Source organism: Candidatus Limnocylindria bacterium (assembly GCA_036523395.1).
GTDB lineage: Bacteria > Chloroflexota > Limnocylindria > P2-11E > P2-11E > CF-39.
Genome location: DATDEH010000046.1, coordinates 23,661 through 41,661, shown reverse-complemented (window position 1 = coordinate 41,661; position 18,001 = coordinate 23,661). Strand labels below are relative to the sequence as shown.

The 18,001-nt window shown below is 66.2% G+C and carries 21 protein-coding genes; 9 read left to right on the top strand and 12 right to left on the bottom strand.

The genetic code is table 11. The annotated features are described in order from the left end of the window. Window positions 1-86 precede the first annotated feature (86 nt). The 4 genes from VI056_06115 to VI056_06100 all read left to right on the top strand — a co-directional run bounded on the left by VI056_06115 (window position 87) and on the right by VI056_06100 (window position 3,513). Window positions 87-875, top strand: coding sequence for a prolipoprotein diacylglyceryl transferase (locus tag VI056_06115; protein ID HEY6202600.1), 789 nt, complete (start codon window positions 87-89; stop codon window positions 873-875). Next, window positions 758-1,711: a prolipoprotein diacylglyceryl transferase family protein gene (locus VI056_06110; protein ID HEY6202599.1), complete on the top strand. Its 954-nt coding sequence runs from the start codon at window positions 758-760 to the stop codon at window positions 1,709-1,711. The genes VI056_06115 and VI056_06110 overlap by 118 nt, the downstream gene beginning before the upstream one ends. A 300-nt stretch (window positions 1,712-2,011) precedes the next feature. Next, window positions 2,012-3,065 (top strand): peptide chain release factor 2 gene (prfB, locus tag VI056_06105; protein HEY6202598.1). Its coding sequence is split into 2 segments (ribosomal slippage): window positions 2,012-2,026 and window positions 2,028-3,065, totalling 1,053 coding nucleotides; the frame shifts between segments, so codons are not numbered across the junction. 52 nt (window positions 3,066-3,117) lie between these two features. After that, window positions 3,118-3,513 (top strand): YtxH domain-containing protein, encoded by a 396-nt coding sequence (locus VI056_06100; GenBank protein HEY6202597.1) that lies wholly within the window; start codon window positions 3,118-3,120, stop codon window positions 3,511-3,513. Here the strand turns inward: VI056_06100 and VI056_06095 are convergent. The 7 genes from VI056_06095 to VI056_06065 all read right to left on the bottom strand — a co-directional run bounded on the left by VI056_06095 (window position 3,510) and on the right by VI056_06065 (window position 10,283). Then, window positions 3,510-3,995: a DUF6624 domain-containing protein gene (locus tag VI056_06095; protein ID HEY6202596.1), complete on the bottom strand. Its 486-nt coding sequence runs from the start codon at window positions 3,993-3,995 to the stop codon at window positions 3,510-3,512. The genes VI056_06100 and VI056_06095 overlap by 4 nt on opposite strands. A gap of 4 nt (window positions 3,996-3,999) precedes the next feature. Continuing rightward, window positions 4,000-5,343 carry a CCA tRNA nucleotidyltransferase gene (locus VI056_06090; protein ID HEY6202595.1) on the bottom strand — a complete coding sequence of 448 codons (1,344 nt, stop codon included), beginning with the start codon at window positions 5,341-5,343 and terminating at the stop codon, window positions 4,000-4,002. Window positions 5,344-5,365: 22 nt separating this feature from the next. Then, the gene (locus VI056_06085; protein HEY6202594.1) at window positions 5,366-6,082 is read right to left on the bottom strand and encodes an ABC transporter ATP-binding protein; all 717 of its coding nucleotides are present in this window, start codon (window positions 6,080-6,082) and stop codon (window positions 5,366-5,368) included. Then, the gene (locus VI056_06080; GenBank protein HEY6202593.1) at window positions 6,082-6,858 is read right to left on the bottom strand and encodes an ABC transporter ATP-binding protein; all 777 of its coding nucleotides are present in this window, start codon (window positions 6,856-6,858) and stop codon (window positions 6,082-6,084) included. The genes VI056_06085 and VI056_06080 overlap by 1 nt, the downstream gene beginning before the upstream one ends. After that, complete coding sequence (locus VI056_06075; protein HEY6202592.1) at window positions 6,855-8,036, bottom strand: branched-chain amino acid ABC transporter permease; 1,182 nt, start codon at window positions 8,034-8,036, stop codon at window positions 6,855-6,857. Before VI056_06075 ends, VI056_06080 begins: the two co-directional genes overlap by 4 nt. Further along, on the bottom strand, window positions 8,033-8,941 hold the full coding sequence (locus VI056_06070; GenBank protein ID HEY6202591.1) for a branched-chain amino acid ABC transporter permease: 909 nt from the start codon (window positions 8,939-8,941) through the stop codon (window positions 8,033-8,035). The genes VI056_06075 and VI056_06070 overlap by 4 nt, the downstream gene beginning before the upstream one ends. Window positions 8,942-9,050: 109 nt before the next feature. Next, complete coding sequence (locus VI056_06065; GenBank protein ID HEY6202590.1) at window positions 9,051-10,283, bottom strand: branched-chain amino acid ABC transporter substrate-binding protein; 1,233 nt, start codon at window positions 10,281-10,283, stop codon at window positions 9,051-9,053. Between the two features lie 148 nt (window positions 10,284-10,431). Between VI056_06065 and VI056_06060 the strand changes: the two genes are divergently transcribed. Together VI056_06060 and nth are read left to right on the top strand one after the other, a co-directional pair. Then, window positions 10,432-11,613: a hypothetical protein gene (locus VI056_06060; protein ID HEY6202589.1), complete on the top strand. Its 1,182-nt coding sequence runs from the start codon at window positions 10,432-10,434 to the stop codon at window positions 11,611-11,613. Between the two features lie 28 nt (window positions 11,614-11,641). Further along, entirely contained in the window at window positions 11,642-12,352 is a 711-nt protein-coding gene (gene nth / locus VI056_06055) for an endonuclease III (protein ID HEY6202588.1), read from the top strand. 571 nt (window positions 12,353-12,923) lie between these two features. Here nth and rsrA read toward each other — a convergent pair. Both rsrA and VI056_06045 read right to left on the bottom strand, forming a co-directional pair. Continuing rightward, window positions 12,924-13,163, bottom strand: a complete 240-nt coding sequence (rsrA, locus tag VI056_06050) for a mycothiol system anti-sigma-R factor (GenBank protein HEY6202587.1) — start codon at window positions 13,161-13,163, stop codon at window positions 12,924-12,926. Between the two features lie 9 nt (window positions 13,164-13,172). Then, a complete protein-coding gene (locus VI056_06045; protein ID HEY6202586.1) occupies window positions 13,173-13,748 on the bottom strand; it encodes a sigma-70 family RNA polymerase sigma factor in 576 nt (191 codons plus the stop codon). A gap of 57 nt (window positions 13,749-13,805) precedes the next feature. On the opposite strand from VI056_06045, the gene VI056_06040 reads away from it, so the two are divergent. After that, window positions 13,806-14,246, top strand: a complete 441-nt coding sequence (locus tag VI056_06040; protein ID HEY6202585.1) for a hypothetical protein — start codon at window positions 13,806-13,808, stop codon at window positions 14,244-14,246. Between the two features lie 55 nt (window positions 14,247-14,301). On the opposite strand, the gene VI056_06035 is transcribed toward VI056_06040, so the two are convergent. Further along, window positions 14,302-14,502 (bottom strand): hypothetical protein, encoded by a 201-nt coding sequence (locus tag VI056_06035; GenBank protein HEY6202584.1) that lies wholly within the window; start codon window positions 14,500-14,502, stop codon window positions 14,302-14,304. Between the two features lie 9 nt (window positions 14,503-14,511). On the opposite strand from VI056_06035, the gene VI056_06030 reads away from it, so the two are divergent. Next, window positions 14,512-15,141: a metallophosphoesterase gene (locus tag VI056_06030; GenBank protein HEY6202583.1), complete on the top strand. Its 630-nt coding sequence runs from the start codon at window positions 14,512-14,514 to the stop codon at window positions 15,139-15,141. Further along, window positions 15,128-16,018: a hypothetical protein gene (locus VI056_06025; protein HEY6202582.1), complete on the top strand. Its 891-nt coding sequence runs from the start codon at window positions 15,128-15,130 to the stop codon at window positions 16,016-16,018. Before VI056_06030 ends, VI056_06025 begins: the two co-directional genes overlap by 14 nt. A gap of 50 nt (window positions 16,019-16,068) precedes the next feature. Here VI056_06025 and VI056_06020 read toward each other — a convergent pair whose 3' ends face one another. Both VI056_06020 and VI056_06015 read right to left on the bottom strand, forming a co-directional pair. Continuing rightward, entirely contained in the window at window positions 16,069-16,962 is an 894-nt protein-coding gene (locus VI056_06020; protein ID HEY6202581.1) for a carbohydrate ABC transporter permease, read from the bottom strand. After that, complete coding sequence (locus VI056_06015) at window positions 16,959-17,936, bottom strand: sugar ABC transporter permease (protein HEY6202580.1); 978 nt, start codon at window positions 17,934-17,936, stop codon at window positions 16,959-16,961. Before VI056_06015 ends, VI056_06020 begins: the two co-directional genes overlap by 4 nt. Window positions 17,937-18,001: the final 65 nt, after the last annotated feature.

Below are 18,001 nucleotides of genomic sequence, written 5' to 3'. Positions count from 1 at the left end.
CGAACGAGCGGTACAGGCGGGGAGGCCAACTCGCGAGCGAGGACCCCCAGCCGCGGCAGGACCCGCGGCGCAGCGCGACCAGCGCCGTGATCACTATTCCGTTCGATCCGAACGTTCACATCGGTCCGGTGGCCATCGCGTGGCACGGCATCTTCACTGCGGTCGGCATCTTGTTCGGCGTGTGGCTTCCGCTGCGGCTCATCCAGCCACGCATCTCTGAAGAGGACGCCACTGCCGTTGCCACATGGGGTGTTGTCGGCGGCATCATCGGCGCCCGGATCGTTCATGTGATCGACCAGTGGCAGTACTACCTCGCCAATCCGCTCCAGGTCCTTCTCATCTGGACCGGCGGCATCGCGATATGGGGTGGTGCCATCGGGGGTGTGCTTTCGGGGCTCTTTGTCGGCATCCGACGCGGGCTCCCGATCGGGTTCGGCGCTGACGCCGCGGCCCCTGGGATCGCGCTCGGCTTCGCGATCGGGCGGATCGGCGACGTGATCAACGGCGAGCATCATGCGGTCGCGTGCGAGCCCCCGCAGGGCCTATGCGTCGGCTACACGCATCCAGACACGCTCGGCCAGTCAGGCCCGGTGCACCTCGTCGTCGGCTACGACCTTGTCTGGAATCTGGTCAGCGTCGTTGGTTCGCTCGCGCTGCGCGGCCGCGGACTCCCTGATGGACTCATCTTCTGGCTCTCGGCCGCGTGGTACGCGATCGGCCGCCTGCTGCTCGGGTCGCTGCGGATCGCTGACCCCACATATGTCTTCGGCCTTCGCGAGGACCAGGTGATCTCGGTGTTCGTACTCGCGGCCGCGATCCCGATGATCGTCCGGTTGACCACGTTCAAGGGCGCACGGGAGCCCGCAGCCACCTGATCGAGCTCCCCTTCGACCCGGACCTGGCGATCGGGTCCTTCCGCATCGCATGGCACTCGGTCTTCGCGTTCGTCGGCATGCTCGTCGGCGCCTTCGTCTCGATCCGCTGCGCGCGTTATCTCGTGCGTGACGAGCGGGTCTACCCATTCGCGATCGCGGTCGTCATCGGTGGTCTCATCGGCGCGCGCATCGCCCACGTCACCGACAACTGGGCGGCGCTCTACGCGGACGATCCTCTCCGAGCGCTCCAGTTCTGGAGCGGCGGCATCGGCACGATGGGCGCGCCGATCGGGTCGACGATCACCGGCTATCTGGCCGCGCGGTGGCTGCGGCTCCCGGTCGGCTTCATGTTCGACATCACGGTGATCGGGATCGCGCTCGGCGAGGCCATCGGGCGCATCGGCGACATCGTCAACGGTGAGCACCACTCCGTTCCGTGTCTGGATCTTCCCTGGTGCGTGCGCTACACGCATCCGAACACGCTCGGTCAGAGCACGTCCGTCCACCCGATCGGCGTATACGACGGGCTCCTGATGGTCGGGATCTTCCTCGTCCTGTATCTCTATTGGCGCCGCGTCCGGGGACAGCCGCCCGAGGGCCGGGTCTGGCTTGGTTACCTGCTCCTTCTAGGCGCTGGCAGGTTCCTTCTGTCCTTCCTGCGGACCGACCCCCTGTTCCTCGGCGGGCTCCAGCAGGCGCAGGTGCTCGGCCTCCTTTATTTGGGCGCTGGAGCGGTCACTCTGCCCATTTTGGCCAGGCGGGCGCGCCGGCTCGCGCGGGACGGACGAGCACAAAATGGGGAAAAACCCCTTCTCAAGCGGGTGTCAGACCGGTAAACTCGCGTACGCAAAGCGGCACAAAGCCCGCCTGTGGGGAGCGTCATGAAAGAGTGGATCGTCTGCGAGGACAACTGCCTCAAGTGTTCCTACGGCGCGACCCTGGACTGCGATGGCGACTGCCCTCGCTGCCCGCGTAACACCTACTGCCCCTGCGTGACCTTCGTCAGTTTCGCCGCGGGCAAGCTGGCCCCCGTCGCCCAGCCCGTTACGACGACCTTCGAACGACCCCGCAAGCGCTGAAGCGTCGTGACGCTGGACCCGGCGGCCCTCGCCGCTCTGCGCGAGCGCATCGACCGCATGGCGGTGTTCCTTTGACCTCCCCGCCCTCCGTAGCGAGGTCGCTCGTCTAGAGGTCGAGTCCTCCGCGTCCGACCTCTGGAACGACCGCAAGCATGCTCAGCAGGTCATGAAGCGCCTCGGGCTGATACGCGCGCGCGTCGAGCGCTGGGACTCATTCCGCCAGCGCGCCGCAGACCTCGCGGAGCTGGCGTCGATGTCCGAAGACCCGGCGCTCAGCGCGGACCTCGAGCGCGAACTGCGGGAGCTCACCACCGAGGTCGACACGGCGAGCCTCGAAGCGCAGCTCGGCGGACCGTATGACGAGCGCGATGCGGTCGTAGCGATCTCCGCCGGCGTCGGGGGAACTGACGCCGCGGACTGGGCGCAGATGCTCGTGCGCATGTACCTGCGCTGGGCCGAGCGGCACGGCTTCAAGGCCGAGATCGTCGAGTCGACGCCAGGAGAAGAAGCAGGCATCCGCAGCGCGACGATCACAGTGGAAGGGCCGTACGCGTACGGGTATCTCAAGACCGAGCGCGGGACGCACCGGCTGGTGCGCATCTCGCCGTTCGATTTCCAGAGACGACGTCAGACTTCGTTCGCCCTCGTGGATCCGACCCCACAGGTCGAGGACGATGCCGAGATCGAGATCCGGCCGGAAGAGCTGAAGATCGACACATATCGCGCGACCGGCGCGGGTGGCCAGAACGTCAACAAGACGGAGACCGCGATACGCATCACGCATCTTCCGAGCGGCATCGTCGTGTCTTGCCAGAACGAGCGCTCGCAGCTGCAGAACCGTGAGACCGCGATGCGCATCCTCAAGGCGCGGCTTCTGGAGAAGCGCGTGCTCGAACAGGAGGCCGAGCAGGCACGCGAGCGTGGCGAGATGCGCTCGGCGGACTGGGGAAGTCAGATCCGCTCCTACGTCCTCCACCCTTACACGCTGGTGAAAGACCATCGAACTGGCGTCGAAGTGGGCGACCCGACCCGGGTCCTCGACGGCGATATCGACGTATTCATTGAGGCAGCGCTCTCAAAGCCGACCGGTGGCACACCGACTGCTCAGTAAGGGCCCTGTATCGCCTTGGGCGCCCGAGGGCGTACCCGCGTGGAGGTGTTTCATGGTCAACGCAAAGGATCTGAGGGATCTATTCGAAGACATCCGTAGCGAAGCGGGCAAGCGGGCGTCGGACTTTGTGAGCGACGCCAAGATGCCCGACATGAGCAAGGTGCGGGACCTGAGCAAGCTCGAGATCAGCCGGCGCGACGACACGCCGGGGATCGTATGGCTGGGCCTGGGTCTGGTGCTCGGCGCTGTCGTCGGTATGGCGATCGCGCTCATCGCGGCACCGTATCCCGGGCAGGAGACACGGCGTCGCCTGGTGCGGCAGGTCGACAAGATGAAGCGTCAGAGCGAGGACCAGATCGAGCAGGTCAAGCCCTCGAAGAGCGCGAGCGGCGTCAACGGCGGCGCGTACACGACGCCGACGACCGCGTACGAGCGCAGCAGCAGCTAGCGAAGATTCCGGCGCGCGCCGTCCAGGTACTCGGCGATCGGCTCGAGGCCGACGGCTCGGCGGCGCGCGTCAAGGTCTTCGGGATCCAGCGTCGGTAGCGGCTCCCAGCCGCCGTCGTTTTCCTGCAACTGAGTGCCAAAGCGCTGCGGGAGTCCCTCCCGCACGCGGATGCGATCCTGGAGATAGGCCAGATGACGCGCGCACACCTCGTGCCCCGGCTCGCGCGCCATCAGCGCAAAGCTCTCCTTCTGGAACTCGAGTTCGGCGTGCTGCGAGAGCAGCCACGCGGCGTGCTCGGCCTGAGCACCGACTTTCGATGTGGTCGGCCAGCCGATCTCACTGACGATCTCGCGCATGCGGCGAGCGTTCCGCTTGTCCACCTCTGGATCCCATGACCGCGTGTTGGCCGAGGCCTCGCTGCGCAGGCGCTGATCCTCGTCGGCCATCGCGAGGATCTCCGCTGCGATCGCCTCGTTGGCCATCGCTCTAAGCGCGCATCGCCTTGGCGAGCTCGATGAGCTTCTCCCGCGTGTTGAGGGCGGGCTCGTCGAGCACGCGCTCGAAGAGGGCGTTCAGGATGCGGCCGACGTCCGGGCTTGGCGGGATACCAAGCTCGCGCATGATGTCGTTCCCGTCGATCTTGAGGTCGTGCAGCGAGAACGCGTTCGCGGCGGCGATCTGCTCCTGCACGCGTTGCCAGAGCGCCTCGAGCGCGTACATCCGCGGCGAGCGCGCACCGCTGCCGATGTTGTCAGCACGTCGCAGGGCGAAGAGCGCGGGGATGTAGTCGAGCCCGATCTTCCGGATGAAGCGCCGGACGGCCGAGTCGGTCCAGTGCGTCTCATACCAGAACATGTGGTTGCGGATGAGGTGGGTGACCTCGGCGACGGTCTCCTTGTCGAACTTCCAGCGCCGCAGGATCTGACGTGCCTTGAACTCGCCCACGAACTCGTGCTGGTGAAAATGCCCGTCGGCGAACGTCTCCGGCTTCCCGATGTCGTGGAAGAGACCGGCCAGGCGCAGCACGAGGTCGTTCGCCGGCGTCGCGTCGACGGTCGCGAGCGAGTGCTCGAACACGTCCTGCGCGGCGACCTTGTCCTGCGGGGTCTTCTTGCACTCCTCGAGCTCGGGACAGAGCACCGCGAGGAGGCCGACATCCGAGAGCATGCGAAAGGCGACCGACGGCGTCTGCGCGCCCATGATCTTGGTCATCTCCTGATTGATGCGCTCTCCTGAGAGCGTCTCGACCAGTGGCGCGCACGCGCGGATCGCCGCCGCGGTGCGGTCATCGATGCGCATCTCGAACAGGGTGGCGAAGCGCACGGCGCGCAGCATTCGCAGCGCGTCCTCGCGGAAGCGCTCCTCCGGATCACCGACGGCGCGCAGAACGCGTGCGGCCAGGTCGCGCTGGCCCCCGAATGGATCGATGAGCTCACCGGGCGTGCCGTTGCGTGAGGGTCGCCACGCCATTGCGTTCATCGTGAAGTCACGGCGCGAGAGATCCTCGTGGAGCGAGTCGGTGAACGCGACCCGATCGGGTCGGCGGTGGTCCGAGTACTCGGCCTCGATCCGGTAGGTCGTGACCTCGACCTCGTGTTCGCCCGACCGCACGATGACCGTGCCGAAGCGGTTCGTGTAAAGCGAGCGGGCGAACAGCTTCTGGATCTCGTCGGGCGTCGCATCGGTCGCGACGTCCCAATCCTGCGGGTCGACGCCGCGGATCGCGTCGCGCACGCAGCCGCCGACGACATAGGCGGCGTGGCCGGCCGCGATCAGCATCTCGACCACGCGCTCGACGTCCTTCGGGACCTTCAGATCGGTGATGGACATGGTCTGAGTATCGCGGCGGCGGTTACTCCTCGCCGAGATAAGCCTTCCGGACCATCTCGTTCGCCGCGAGGTTCTTCGCGCTGTCCGAGAGGACGATCTTTCCGGTCTGAAGCACGTAGCCACGGTGCGCGATCGAAAGCGCCATGTGCGCGTTCTGCTCGACCAGCAGGACGGTCATGCCCTGCTTGTTGATGTCCTGGATCGTCTTGAAGACGAGCTCCACCAGCACGGGCGCGAGCCCCATCGAAGGCTCGTCGAGCAGCAGTACCGTCGGTCGTGCCATGAGGGCGCGTCCGATCGCGAGCATCTGCTGCTCGCCGCCGGAGAGCGTTCCGGCACGCTGCGTGAGGCGCTCCTTGAGGCGCGGGAAGAGCTCGTACACGCGCTCGAAGTCCTTCGCGAGCTCGGCGGGCGGATCGTTCCGGGCGTAGGCACCCATCTCGAGGTTCTCTTTCACCGACATGCGGGAGAAGATCCGCCGGCCTTCGGGGGAATGCGCGAGGCCGAGGCGGACGATCTCGTTCGCGGGCACCTTGGTGAGGTCGCGGTCGCCCATGCGGACGGTGCCCTTCCGCGGGCGCAGCACGCCGGCGATCGTGCGCAGCGTCGTGGTCTTCCCGGCGCCGTTGCTGCCGATGAGCGTGACGATCTCGCCCTTCTCCACCGTGAGCGAAATCCCCTTGAGCGCCTGGATGTTCCCGTAGTAGGTGTGGACCTGCTGCACCTCGAGGATGGGCATCAGGCGACCTTCGCCTTTCCGAGATACGCCTCGATGACCCGCGGATCGCGCTGCACCTCTTCCGGCGCCCCCTCGGCGATCTTGGTGCCGTGGTCGAGCACGGTGACCCGCTGCGAGATGCCCATGACGACCTTCATGTCGTGCTCGATGAGCAGGATCGTGATCTTGCGCTCGTCGCGCAGCCGCCGGATGAAGTGCGTCATACGGCCGGTCTCGTTCGGGTCCATGCCGGCGGTCGGCTCGTCGAGCAGGAGCAGCTTCGGCTCCGTCGCGAGGGCTCGCGCCATCTCGAGCCGGCGCTGGTCGCCGTACGGCAGGTTCTTCGCGGTCACGTCGTCGCGCCCCTCCAGGCCGACGTACTTCAGCAGCTCGCGGCAGAGCTCCCGCGTCGCGCGCTCCTCGCGCCGCTCTCTTGGCAGCCGCAGGATCGCCTCGAACGGAGTGGCCTTCATGCGCGAATGGTGACCGACCATGACGTTCTCGAGCGCACTCATGTTGTGGAACAGCCGGATGTTCTGAAAGGTGCGCGCGATGCCCAGCCGCGTGATGCGGTGTGGCGGTAGACCGGAGATGTTCGCGCCGCCGAACATGATCGTGCCGCTCGTCGGACGGTACAGGCCGGCGATGACATTGAAGAAGGTCGTCTTGCCGGCGCCGTTCGGACCGATGAGGCTCACGATCGAGCCCTCTGGGATCACGAAATCGACGCCGCCGACGGCAACGAGCCCACCGAACTGTTTGGTGATCGCGCGTGCCTCGAGAACGTTCCCGCTCATCGTTCGACGTCCACCAGGACAGCGCGCTCTTGCTCGAGCGCGACCTCATCCTCGTCCGCAGCGTGCAGCTCGGCTCTCACGCGGGCGCTCGGGAAGAGGCCCTCCGGCCGAACGAGCATCAGGACGACCAGCGCCACGCCGAAGATGAGCTGGCGCGAGCGGCTCACGTCCATGATGGCCAGATCCTGATTGCCGATCGCGCTGCCGAATCCGTGCACGAAACCGTTGATCCAATCGAAGAGCACGCGATCGACGAAGCCGAGCATGAGGCCGCCGGCGATGACGCCTCCGATGTTGCCCAGGCCGCCCAGAATGATCATGCAGAGCACGAAGATCGAGACCGAGAAGTCGAACTGCTCGGGTGCGATGACCTGCAGGTAGCTGGCCCAGAGCGATCCGGCGAATCCGGAGAAGCTCGCGCCCATGGCGAAGGCGAACAGCTTCGTCGTGACCAGATTGACGCCCATTGACGCGGCCGCGACCTCGTCCTCGCGCATCGCCGCCCAGGCGCGGCCGATCCGCGAGGTCCGCAGCCGCCCGGTGATGAGCACCGACAGCATGAGGACCGCGACGATCAGGTAGTACCAGGGGATCGGGTCGACGGCGAACTGCAGGCCCGGGATCTCCGGGTAACCGATCGGGTTCATGCCCTGAGTGCCCTTGGTGATCTCAGGCGTGTTCTTGATCACCAGTGGCACGATCTCGCCGAAGCCGAGCGTGACGATCGCGAGGTAGTCGCCGCGCAGGCGGAGCGTTGGCGCGCCGAGGAGGACACCGAAGACCGCCGCGACCCCGGCGCTGATGAACATCGCCAGGAAGAAGTTCACGTGGTTCCCCTCGCGGACGAAGGGGATCGGGCTGACTGTCGACGTCAAGAACGCCATCGTGTACGCGCCGATCGCGAAGAACGCCGCGTACCCCAGGTCGAGCAGCCCGGCGAAGCCGACCACGACGTTCAGGCCGAGGGCGAGGATGATGAACAGCGTGATCGGGACGGACTTCGCCTCCCAGCCCAGTCCGAGCAGGTTGTTGATGAGGGGGAACAGCAGCGCCGCGCCGATGCCGACGATCGTTCCCAGCATCTTCTGCTGGCGCGCCCTGCCGGTCGCCGTGTACCACCAGCCCAATGTCGAGCGCGCGCGCGTCGGCGGCTTGGCGACGGGAGGCTTGGGCTTCATGCCTTCTCGCCGGTCTCCTGACCCAGGAGGCCGGTCGGCTTGAACACGAGGATGATCACCAGCAGCGAGAAGACGCCGACGTTCTCCCACTGACCGCCGAAGTACGTCACCGTGAGTGCGGAAAGCAGCCCCAGAGCGAACCCACCGAGCGCTGCGCCGTTCACGTTCCCGATGCCGCCGAGCACCGCGGCGGTGAAGGCCTTGAGGCCAGCGGTGAAGCCGAGCGTGAACACGGTGTTGTTGTTGTAAAGGCCGTACATGAGAGACGCCGCACCGGCGAGGATGCCGCCGAGCAGGAACGTGAACGCGATGACGCGGTTCACATCGATGCCCATTTGCTGTGCCATCTCGCTGTCCTGCGCCACCGCTCGCATGGCCTTCCCCATCCGCGTGCTGCGGATCACCCACGCCAGCCCCAGCATCAGCGGGATCGCGAGCGCCAGGACGAAGAAGTCCTTGAACGTGAAGCGCACCAGCGACGTCAGTCCGAAGAACTGGCTTACAACGTCGTACTGCGGAAGGAGGTCGGGGAAGCGCCGGGGGGTCGGGCCCTGCCAGAAGAGGCCGATGTTGACGAAGATGAACGACACGCCGATCGCCGAGATGAGGGGCGCGAGACGGGGGGCACGACGGAGCGGGCGGTACGCGATCCGCTCCGCCAGCACATTGAGGATCCCGCAGAAGGCCATCGCGGCGACCATCGCCAGGAGAAGAGCGAGCCACGGCGTCCCGCTGATCCCGACCTCGGTGCTGAAGCCGAGAAGCGTGAGCGTGCTGAGGCAGACGAACGTGCCGAGCATGAACAGATCGCCGTGCGCGAAGTTGATCAGTTCGATGATCCCGTAGACCAGCGTGTAGCCAAGGGCGATGAGCGCGATGAACGCGCCATTCGTGATGCCGATCATCACCGCGGCCAGAAAGAGGTCTATCCGTTCCCTCCCTCACACGAAAACGGGGCGGGAGCCGGATCCCTCCGGCTTCCCGCCCCGATTCTGCACTACGGCTGGTGCTGGGCTACTTGGCTGCGAGCTCCTTGACGAATGCCCAGGCGCCGCTCTTGGCGGTGGAGCCTGAGAACTGGGTCAGGGTGGTGTCGCCGCCCGCGTCGAATGACCACTTACCGAGCACTCCGTCGTAGTCCTTCGTCCCCATGACGTTGGTCTGGACGGTCGCCCGGTCGTCGGCCTTGTCGCCCGACTTGGCGATCGCTGCGAGGACGACCTTCGCTGCCTCGTAGCCGTAGATCGCGTACGGGTTCGGGTTGTTGTTGTTGAACTTGGCGTTGTAGTTCTTGAGCCACTCGGCCGCCTTGCCGGTGTACTTCTCCGGCGGAACGCCACCGAAGGTCGAGTACGTCTCGGTCGCGGCTGGGCCGGCTTGCTTCAGGAACTCCGAGCAGTTGATGCCGTCCGGTCCCATGAACTTGACGGTCGGAGCGACCGCGCGCAGGTCCTTCAACAGGACCGCGGGGTTGTTGTCCACGATGCCGCCGTAGTAGACGAGATCGGCACCGGAGTCCTTGATCTTGTTCGCGAGCGCGCGGTAGTTGTCCGCCTTCTGCGCGCCCTCGTAGCCGGCTTCGGTCAGGCCGAGCGCCTTCGCCTTCGCGCGGAAGACATCGGCGATGCCCTTTCCGTACAGCTCGGTGTCGTGGACGATGTAGACCTTCTTCGAGCCGAGCTCCTGTGCCCAGGTCGCGCCCACGGCGCCCTGGATGTCGTCGGCGGGAACGACGCGCGCGTAGTTGCGCTTGCCGTTCGGGTAGTACTTGCCCGGCTCGTCCGCCTCGGCGCCCTTCTCAGGACCCTTCGTCAGACCCGGGTACGTGTTGGCCGGCGAGACCATGACCATGCCGGCCTGGTTGAGCAGCGGGATCGAGACCTTCGCTGCGCCAGAGTTGTATGTCCCGATGTAGGCCACGACCTGCTTGTCGTTGATGGCCTTGCGGGCGTTCTCCGCCTCCTGCGCCGCGTCCCATGAACCCTTCGCCGCCGTGGCGTCGTCAAGCGCGTCGTACAGGACCGTCACGTTCGTGATCTTGGTCTCGTCGATCGCCATCTTGATCGAGTTCACGATCTCGACCGTCTGCGTGCGCGACGCCCCGGTCATGGGCAAGCTCGAGATGATCTTGACCGTCTTGGCCGTCGACGCACCTGTGGTGCCGCCCGTTCCAGCACCGCCACACGCGCCCATGACGAGCGCGAGAGCGGTGATGGCCGCGGCGGCGGATATCCATCGTCTCTGCATGCGAACCCTCCCTAGCGGTCTAATCGGATATGGCCTCGACCCTGGCGGGCCGCCTCCCTGCGCCGACAGCCGCGTAATCGGGCAAGTCTGCGGGCGACCGCGCCGTGCGTCAACGAAGACAAAAGACCACCCTTGCTAGGCTCGGTGGATGCCGCTCCGCCGCGCTACCGCGCTCATCGCGCTCCTGTTCATCGGAACGGCATGCGCCGCGCCGGCACCGCCGACCTCGCGAGCGACGCCGGTCTCCACGACTCCTCCGGATCGGGCTCCCGAGGGCCTTCCTGCCGGGAAAGTCCTCTTTAGCAAGGGTGGGCTGGACCTCTGGACCGCCGTCCCCGACGGGAGCGGCCGGGTCGCCGTCACGACCGACGGCACCGCGGGCGGCGGCTACCTGGGCGGTCGACTCTCGCCGGACGGCACGCTCATCGCCGCGGAGCGCGCGGTGCCCGGCGAGGGTGGAAGCTCGCTCTTCCTGATCCGCACGGGCCTCGCACCGCTGCGGCTCACGAGGCCCGACACCTTCCTCGACGGCTACGCGTGGTCGCCCGACGGCCGGTACCTCACGTACGGCGAGGTGATCTCGGGCGGCACGGCGGCGGCGGGCGGATCGCTCGCGGGTGCGGTGGGTGACGTTCACCTCTATGACGTGACCACGTCGACCGACATGGTCGTGGGACCGGGGACGCATCCGGCGTTCACGCCGGACGGCACGCACCTTGGATACGCGCACGTCACCGGCGCGATCGCGCTGGCCGACCTCCGCGGCCTCGCGTCAGGCAGGCCAAAGGAGTTCCCGACGCAGATGCTCGTGACGCTCAACGAGCTCACGCGCTACTCGACGAACATCGCGCCGAAGGGGATGGGGCTCATCGGCGGCCCGCAGTTCTCGGCGGATGGGAAGCTCATGGCGTACGCCGCGATCGAGAGGGGTCCGATCCTCGAGGCGGAGCAGATCGTCTACACGCAGGAGCCGGTCGTGGGCGCGCCGCCGAAGCTCTGGGTGATCGGGAAGACAGGCGCGATCCATCACGTCGCCGACCTGCGCTGGTCGCCGACCGCGCCGCTGCTCGTGTACTCGATCATCAACGCGCAGCCACATCACCACTGGCTCGCCGTGATCGATCCCGGCACCGGGCAGCGCCGCGAGCTCTACGACTCGACGAAGCATTTCCTCGACTACACCTGGTCGCCGGACGGAGCGGTGCTCCTCGTCCAGGTCGACGACGGTGATGAATGGCTGTACTTCCGTCCCGACAGGGCCGGTCCGATCGGCCGCGTGACGCCCGGCGGTTGGCGACCCGACTGGTGCCGCTGTGCCCCGCGCGCGTAGGGGGGTTGCAGGGGGTTCTCCCCCTGCGATGAACCGTGGTCGCGAAGATCCCGTCGGGCGTCGCCGCCGGGCGCGGGCGGTCCTGACGCGGCTGGCCAAAGCCAATCCCGACTGGGGACCGACGCTCCTGTTCACCAGTCCGTTCGAGCTCCTCGTTGCGACGATCCTCGCCGCGCAGGCGCAGGACGCGCACATCAACCAGGTGACGCGCGCGCTCTTCGTGAAGTACCGCGGCCCCGCCGACTACCTGAAGGTCCCGGTCGAGGAGCTCGAGCGCGACCTCCACGCCACGGGCTTCTTCCGGATGAAGACGCGGGCGGTCCGCGGCGTCTCCGAGCAGATCCTCGCCGAGTTCGGCGGCGAGGTCCCGGGCGACATGGACTCGCTGGTGAGCCTCCGCGGCGTCGGTCGCAAGACCGCATCGATCGTCCTCGGGAACGCCTTCGGGGTGCCGGCGGTCGCCGTGGACCGCCACGTCGAGCGAGTCGCCACCCGCCTCGGCTTCACCCGGAAGGGCGCCGATGGTATCGAGCAGGAGCTGCGCTCGCTCTATCCGAAGAAGGACTGGGTGAAGGCGACGTGGAACTTCGTGCTGCACGGTCGTCGCATCTGCACGCCGACACCGAAGTGTCCGATCTGTCCGATCATCGAGCTCTGCCCCTATCCGAAGAAGACCAAAGCCGCGAGCACCAAGCCCCGAACGCGGCTGCCGCTATCAGTAGCGCGTCGGAAGCGATGACGGCCACCGTGTCAGACAGGGCGTCCCCCGAGTAGCCGCTGCCCGGCACGATGCCGAACGCTTCGCAGACGACAAAGCCCGCGCCGACCAGCGCACCGTGATATACGCGGGCTTCGGGGGCCAGTATTCCGGCCAAAAAGCCGGAAATGAAGAGACCGAAAAAGGACGCGACCGCTGCCGGGATCGGGGGCAGCAGGGCGGCGGTCAGGAGTGCGATCGCGACCGCAAGCGCGACACCCGCGAGGATCGCGGGCCAACGGGGGCGGGGCACCCGGCGCTTGGAGTCGATCACGCGAATGTAGGACGTGTGTGTCCTAAAAAGAAACCGATCCGCGAGGCCTACGCGGATCGGTGGGTTCGCGAAAGGTGCCAGATCGGAATTAACAAGTGCGACGATCGCTCGTCGCTCTCAAAACTTACTTCTTCTTCGCTTTCTTGGACTTCTTTGCAGCCTTCTTCTTTGCTGGCATTAGTGAATCACCTCCTCTTGGCCACGCATTGTTCGTTATATAGACACATTCACGTCGCAAATGTCAACACATGAGTGGTCTCAGGTCGCGCATCGTCCTCGCTAGGTGGTCGGAGGACTTGTGCCTCGGAGCTTCTGGATGACGCGCTCGCGGAGCAGCGCCGGAGCGATCTCAGAGGTGCAGCAGTCGCGAAGACGGTCGAGGAAGCGGGCCTCGAGGCCCAACTCATCGCCGCAGTCGTCGCACCCGGAGACGTGCGCGCGGACCGAGGCGAGCTCCTTCTCGTCGAGCTCGAGGTCGAGGAAGGCGTAGAGCCGCTCCACGCAGTCGTTGCAGTCCACCCCGTCCTCCTAACTCTTCTGCGGCGTGCGCACGGCCGCGATGCCGCGCTCACGCGCCAGGTCATAGAGCCGCTTCTGGAGGAACTTACGCCCCCGGTGGAGCCGCGACATGACGGTCCCGATCGGGATCCCGAGCATCTCGGCGATCTCCTTATAGGAGAAGCCCTCGACGTCGAGGAGGACGGTCGTCCGGAATTTCTCGGGCAGCTCCTCGAGCGCGTCGGTCACTTCGGTATCGACAACGCTGTTGAGGAGCTCCGCCTCCGGATCAGGCGAGGTTGAGGCCGCACGGTCGTCGGCCATCCGCCGGTAGAGCGAGAACTCGTCGATGCCTTCGAGGTCCGTCACCTCTGGCTGCGTTGTCTTGCGGCGATAGGTGTTGATGAACGTGTTCGTAAGGATGCGGAACAGCCAGGCCTTCATGTTCGTGCCAAGCGTGAACTGGTCTCGGAACCGGAAGGCTCGGATATAGGTCTCCTGCACGAGGTCCTCCGCATCGGCCTCCGACCGCGTCATACGCAGCGCGGTCCGGTAGAGCGCGTCCAGGTGACGGAGCGCCTCGGCTTCGAACTCGTCGCTGGCCACCTGCCCACTCTACCGAACGCCCGCGCGGGTCCGAAGCATTCCCGATAGGCTCGGCCGGTGTCCGCGGCTGGCATCAGCACCGATCAGGCGAAGGCGTTCCTCGAGGCATATGCCGCCGATTTCCAGCGCCAGGACAAGGACTCCGTCGCCGATCGCTACGCCTATCCCGCACATGTCGTGACGCACGACGGTGGCGTCGCGCTCGTGCCGGTCCCGTCGCGCGAGGCGTGGTCAGCCGTGATCGAGCGGATCCTCCAGATGTACCGGGCGATGGGGGTTCGCCGCGCGGCGATGATCGATCTACGCATCGTCACCCTCTCGCCGCAGATCGCGCAGGCACAGCTCACGTGGGATCTCCACGGCGAGGGAGACGAGGCGCTCTACCAGTTCGAGGCGACCTACACGCTGGCGCGATTCAACGACGAGCTCAAGATCGTTCAGGTCATCTCGGAGAACGAGCAGCCGAAATTCATGGGCGTGATGCGCCGGCGCGGATGAGATCCGCTCGGTAGGCGACTACCGCGTCAACTTCAGCACGAACTCAGCCGACCCATCACCTCCGAAGTCCTGGTGGCGCTGGCGCGCGACGTACGTGCCGCGCGCGCTCGTAGCTGCCGGTGCCGCCCAGGATCGCGAACGTGCCCTCGAGCTGTCCGGCGGTGCCACTGCCGATGATCGTCCCGCCCTGCAGCTTGAACGTGTGCAGTTCGAGCCTCTCGCCGTGCCGCCCGACGCGATCCGATGTCGGTGCCAAACTGGCCGAATGCGCATCCTGGCGCTGAGCGACGTCGTCGACGAGCGCGCGTACGCGTCGCTCGGGTCGTCCGTCGGGCCGGTCGATCTGATCTTGGGCTGCGGCGATCTGCCCTACGACTATCTCGATTACGTCGCGACCGAGCTCGGCGTGCCGCTCTTCGCCGTTCACGGGAACCACGACACACCGCCCGAGGCCCTCGAGGATCCGACCATCGGCCTCTGGTGGAAGGGCATCAACCTCCACGGCCGCGTCGTCGCGGTGGACGGTCTCCTGGTCGCCGGGCTCGGCGGGTCGCGCCGCTACAACGACGGGCCGTATCAGCTGACCGAGGGCGAGATGTGGCTCGCAACGCTGCGGTTGGTCCCCGCACTCCTCGCGAATCGGGTCGCGCATGGCCGGTACCTTGACGTGCTCGTGACGCACTCGCCGCCACGCGGGATCCATGATCTACCCGACCGCGCGCACTGGGGCTTCACCGCCTTCCGCTGGTTCCTCCGAGCCTTTCGTCCGCGCTACCACCTCCACGGCCACTCACACATTTACGACCAGAGAACGGTCACGCGGACGCAGTTCCACGACACCCTCGTCGTGAACGCCTACGGCGCGCAGAAGATCGAGCTCAATGGCGATCGCTAGTGCCGCGCGCGCCGACTTCGAGCGCGCGCGGCGCAGGGCGTTCTGGCGGCGAGTCGCGAAGTGGTTCACGCGCGCCGACGACGCGCTCCTCTCGTTCGACGAGGTGCGGAGACAGCTGCACGTGCGCGGCCAGCATGAGGTCGGGTTCCGCGAGGTCCGGGTCGACCAGATCGTGGGAAGCGTCAGTCGCTATCGGGACTTCGACCGCGCGTTCCTGCCGCGCAACGTTTGGACGCGTGGGCGCTGGGAGAGCGTCGATCGCGCACTTCGCACCGGGGTCGTGCTGCCACCGGTGGAGCTGTACAAGGTCGGCGAGGCCTACTTCGTCAAGGATGGCAACCAGCGCGTCTCTGTGGCGCGCGAGACCGGACAGGTATTCGTCGATGCGAAGGTCATCGAGTTCGATTCGCCTGCTCCTGTCTCGTCGGTCGAGGACATCCTCGACTGGATCCGCGACGAGGACGCCGTGTCCTTTCACGAGACGACAGGCATCAGTCGACTGCGACCTGGCGCGCGGATCGAGCTCACTCTGCCGGGTCAATACGAGAAGCTTCTCGAGCACATCCAGACGCATCGCTGGTACCTCGGGCTCGAGCGGAAGAGCGAAGTCGCCTATCCGGACGCCGTCGCGAGCTGGTACGACCGCGTCTATCTCCCGACCGTCGAGGCGATCCGCAGCGCCGACGCGCTGCGAGATTTTCCCGACCACACCGAGGCGGATCTCTACCTGTGGATAACCGAACACCATTGGTATCTGCATGAAGCTGGTCTCGCGAAGGGCCACGGCTTGCCGGGCGTCGTCGACGAGTACGTCGAGCATCACAGCGAGCTTCCGCTGAAGCGGATCACCCGGAGGATACGGGGGCCGCGGCCCTAGCCGCGGCCATGGGGGCTGCAGGGGGTTCTCCCCCTGCGATGAACAGCCCCCTACTTGATCGAGCCGGCGAGCAGACCCTGGACGAAGTAGCGCTGCAGGCTGAAGAAGACGATCAGCGGAACGATCATCAGCAGGAAGGCCCCCGCCGCGAGCAGATGCCACTCGGTGCCGTACTGGCTGAGCAGGTTCTGGATCGCCCGGGTCATCGGAAACTTGCTCGAGTCCTGCACGAAGATGAGCGCCATGAGCAGATCGTTCCAGACCCAGAGGAACTGGAAGATGCCGTACGCGGCGATGGCAGGTACGGACACGGGCACGACGATCTTTCGGAAGATCCAGACATCTGACGCACCGTCGATCCGCGCGGCTTCGATCATGTCTGGCGGCAGCGTGATGAAGAAGTTGCGGAGGAGGAAGATCCCGAAGGGTAGTGCGAAGGCCGTGTGCGCGAGCCACACCGCGCCGTAGCCACGCGTGAGCTCGAGGCCAGGGACCAGCTCCCGGAAGGCCGTGAGCAGCGGAATGAAGGCGACCTGCACCGGCACCATGAGGAGGCCCACCACGATGAGAAAGAGCGTGTCGCGGAACGGGAAGCGCATCCACGAGAAGGCATAGGCGGCCAGTGCGCAGATGCCCAGCGGGAGCAGCGTCGAGGGGACCGCGATGAAGACCGTGTTCGCGAACGCCTGGAGCATCCCCTGCGCCTCGAGCACCTGTCGGTAGTTGTCGACGGTGAGGTGCAAGTTGGAGATGTCCCACCATCCTGTGGACTGGATGTCCGAGCGCGGCCGGAAGGATGTCACGAGTAGCCCGAGCGTCGGGACCAGCCAGATGAGGCCGATGAGCGCCAGGGCGACATGGATGACCGTGCGGTTGAGCGCTGCGACGATCCGCCCGGCGGGCGTCATCCTCCCTTGGACCACGCTGCCGGCGAGGATGCTCATGTAACGGATGACGTGCGGAAGCGCCGCACGTTGAAGATCATGATCGGGACGAGAAGGACGAGCATCACGACCGCGACCGCCGACCCGTAGCCGTACTGCCCCGCCTCGAAGGCCTGCTGGAACATCGTGAACGCGATGACCTGACTCGCCTTGCCCGGCCCGCCGCGAGTCATCACGTAGATGAGATCGAAGAGCTTGATGACGTTGACGACGAGCGTGACCGCCAGCACGGACATCGGCAGGCTGACCATCGGCAGGATCATCCGGAAGAAGATCTGCCGCTCGGTGGCGCCTTCGACGCGGGCCGACTCGATGACTTCCGCCGGGATGCTTTTCACCGCCGCCGACAGGATGACCGTCGCGAACCCGACGGAACCCCAGATCCCGACCGCGATGAGCGCGAAATTGACGATCCCCGGATCGCCCAACCAGGAAACAGGGGCCACGCCGAGAGCGCCGAGGATCGCGTTGAGGAACCCGATGTTCGCATCAGGTGAGTAGACGAACTTCCAGATGACGGCGAGGGCCGTGGCCGCGATCGCCATGGGAATGAACACGATCGCCTTGACGACCGACTCGTAGCGCACACGAGCCGCGACCACCGCGATGATGAGGCCGAGGAAGATGACGATGCTCACGTAGAAGGCGATCCAGAGCACGTTGTTCCAGAGCGCACCTGACGGCGGGAACGTCGAGAGATTGATGAAGTCCGGGTCGGAGAGGAGGCGGGTGTAGTTGTCGAGGCCGATCCATTGCTCAAATACGCCATTACGGCCGCGGTTGAAGCTGAGCAGCACTGTGTAGATGGCGGGGTAGATGAGGAACACAACGAGCAGGAGAGCCGCTGGCGCCAGGAAGAGGAGCGTTGCGCCCCACTTGGGGCTCTCGGGCCCACGCGCGCGGCGCGCAGCCGTGCGGCCACCCGCTCGCGCGGGGTACTGGGTCGGTGCTACCGGCGTCGGCGCGAGGGCCATCTGTCTCCGTTCGTTCGAGGAGCGGGCGGGCAGTCCTGCACCCGCCCGCCCCTGGATTCAGCTCG

What these genes read in the sequence shown, in the direction of transcription:
- VI056_06100 (HEY6202597.1), top strand. Translation starts at nt 3,118, where the DNA reads ATGGTCAACGCAAAGGATCTGAGGGATCTATTCGAAGACATCCGTAGC.
- VI056_06015 (HEY6202580.1), bottom strand. Translation starts at nt 17,936, where the DNA reads ATGGCCCTCGCGCCGACGCCGGTAGCACCGACCCAGTACCCCGCGCGA.
- VI056_06080 (HEY6202593.1), bottom strand. Translation starts at nt 6,858, where the DNA reads ATGAGCGGGAACGTTCTCGAGGCACGCGCGATCACCAAACAGTTCGGT.
- VI056_06075 (HEY6202592.1), bottom strand. Translation starts at nt 8,036, where the DNA reads ATGAAGCCCAAGCCTCCCGTCGCCAAGCCGCCGACGCGCGCGCGCTCG.
- VI056_06030 (HEY6202583.1), top strand. Translation starts at nt 14,512, where the DNA reads ATGCGCATCCTGGCGCTGAGCGACGTCGTCGACGAGCGCGCGTACGCG.
- VI056_06090 (HEY6202595.1), bottom strand. Translation starts at nt 5,343, where the DNA reads ATGTCCATCACCGATCTGAAGGTCCCGAAGGACGTCGAGCGCGTGGTC.
- VI056_06020 (HEY6202581.1), bottom strand. Translation starts at nt 16,962, where the DNA reads ATGAGCATCCTCGCCGGCAGCGTGGTCCAAGGGAGGATGACGCCCGCC.
- VI056_06095 (HEY6202596.1), bottom strand. Translation starts at nt 3,995, where the DNA reads ATGGCCAACGAGGCGATCGCAGCGGAGATCCTCGCGATGGCCGACGAG.
- VI056_06085 (HEY6202594.1), bottom strand. Translation starts at nt 6,082, where the DNA reads ATGCCCATCCTCGAGGTGCAGCAGGTCCACACCTACTACGGGAACATC.
- nth (HEY6202588.1), top strand. Translation starts at nt 11,642, where the DNA reads ATGAACCGTGGTCGCGAAGATCCCGTCGGGCGTCGCCGCCGGGCGCGG.
- VI056_06025 (HEY6202582.1), top strand. Translation starts at nt 15,128, where the DNA reads ATGGCGATCGCTAGTGCCGCGCGCGCCGACTTCGAGCGCGCGCGGCGC.
- VI056_06065 (HEY6202590.1), bottom strand. Translation starts at nt 10,283, where the DNA reads ATGCAGAGACGATGGATATCCGCCGCCGCGGCCATCACCGCTCTCGCG.
- VI056_06070 (HEY6202591.1), bottom strand. Translation starts at nt 8,941, where the DNA reads ATGATCGGCATCACGAATGGCGCGTTCATCGCGCTCATCGCCCTTGGC.
- VI056_06060 (HEY6202589.1), top strand. Translation starts at nt 10,432, where the DNA reads ATGCCGCTCCGCCGCGCTACCGCGCTCATCGCGCTCCTGTTCATCGGA.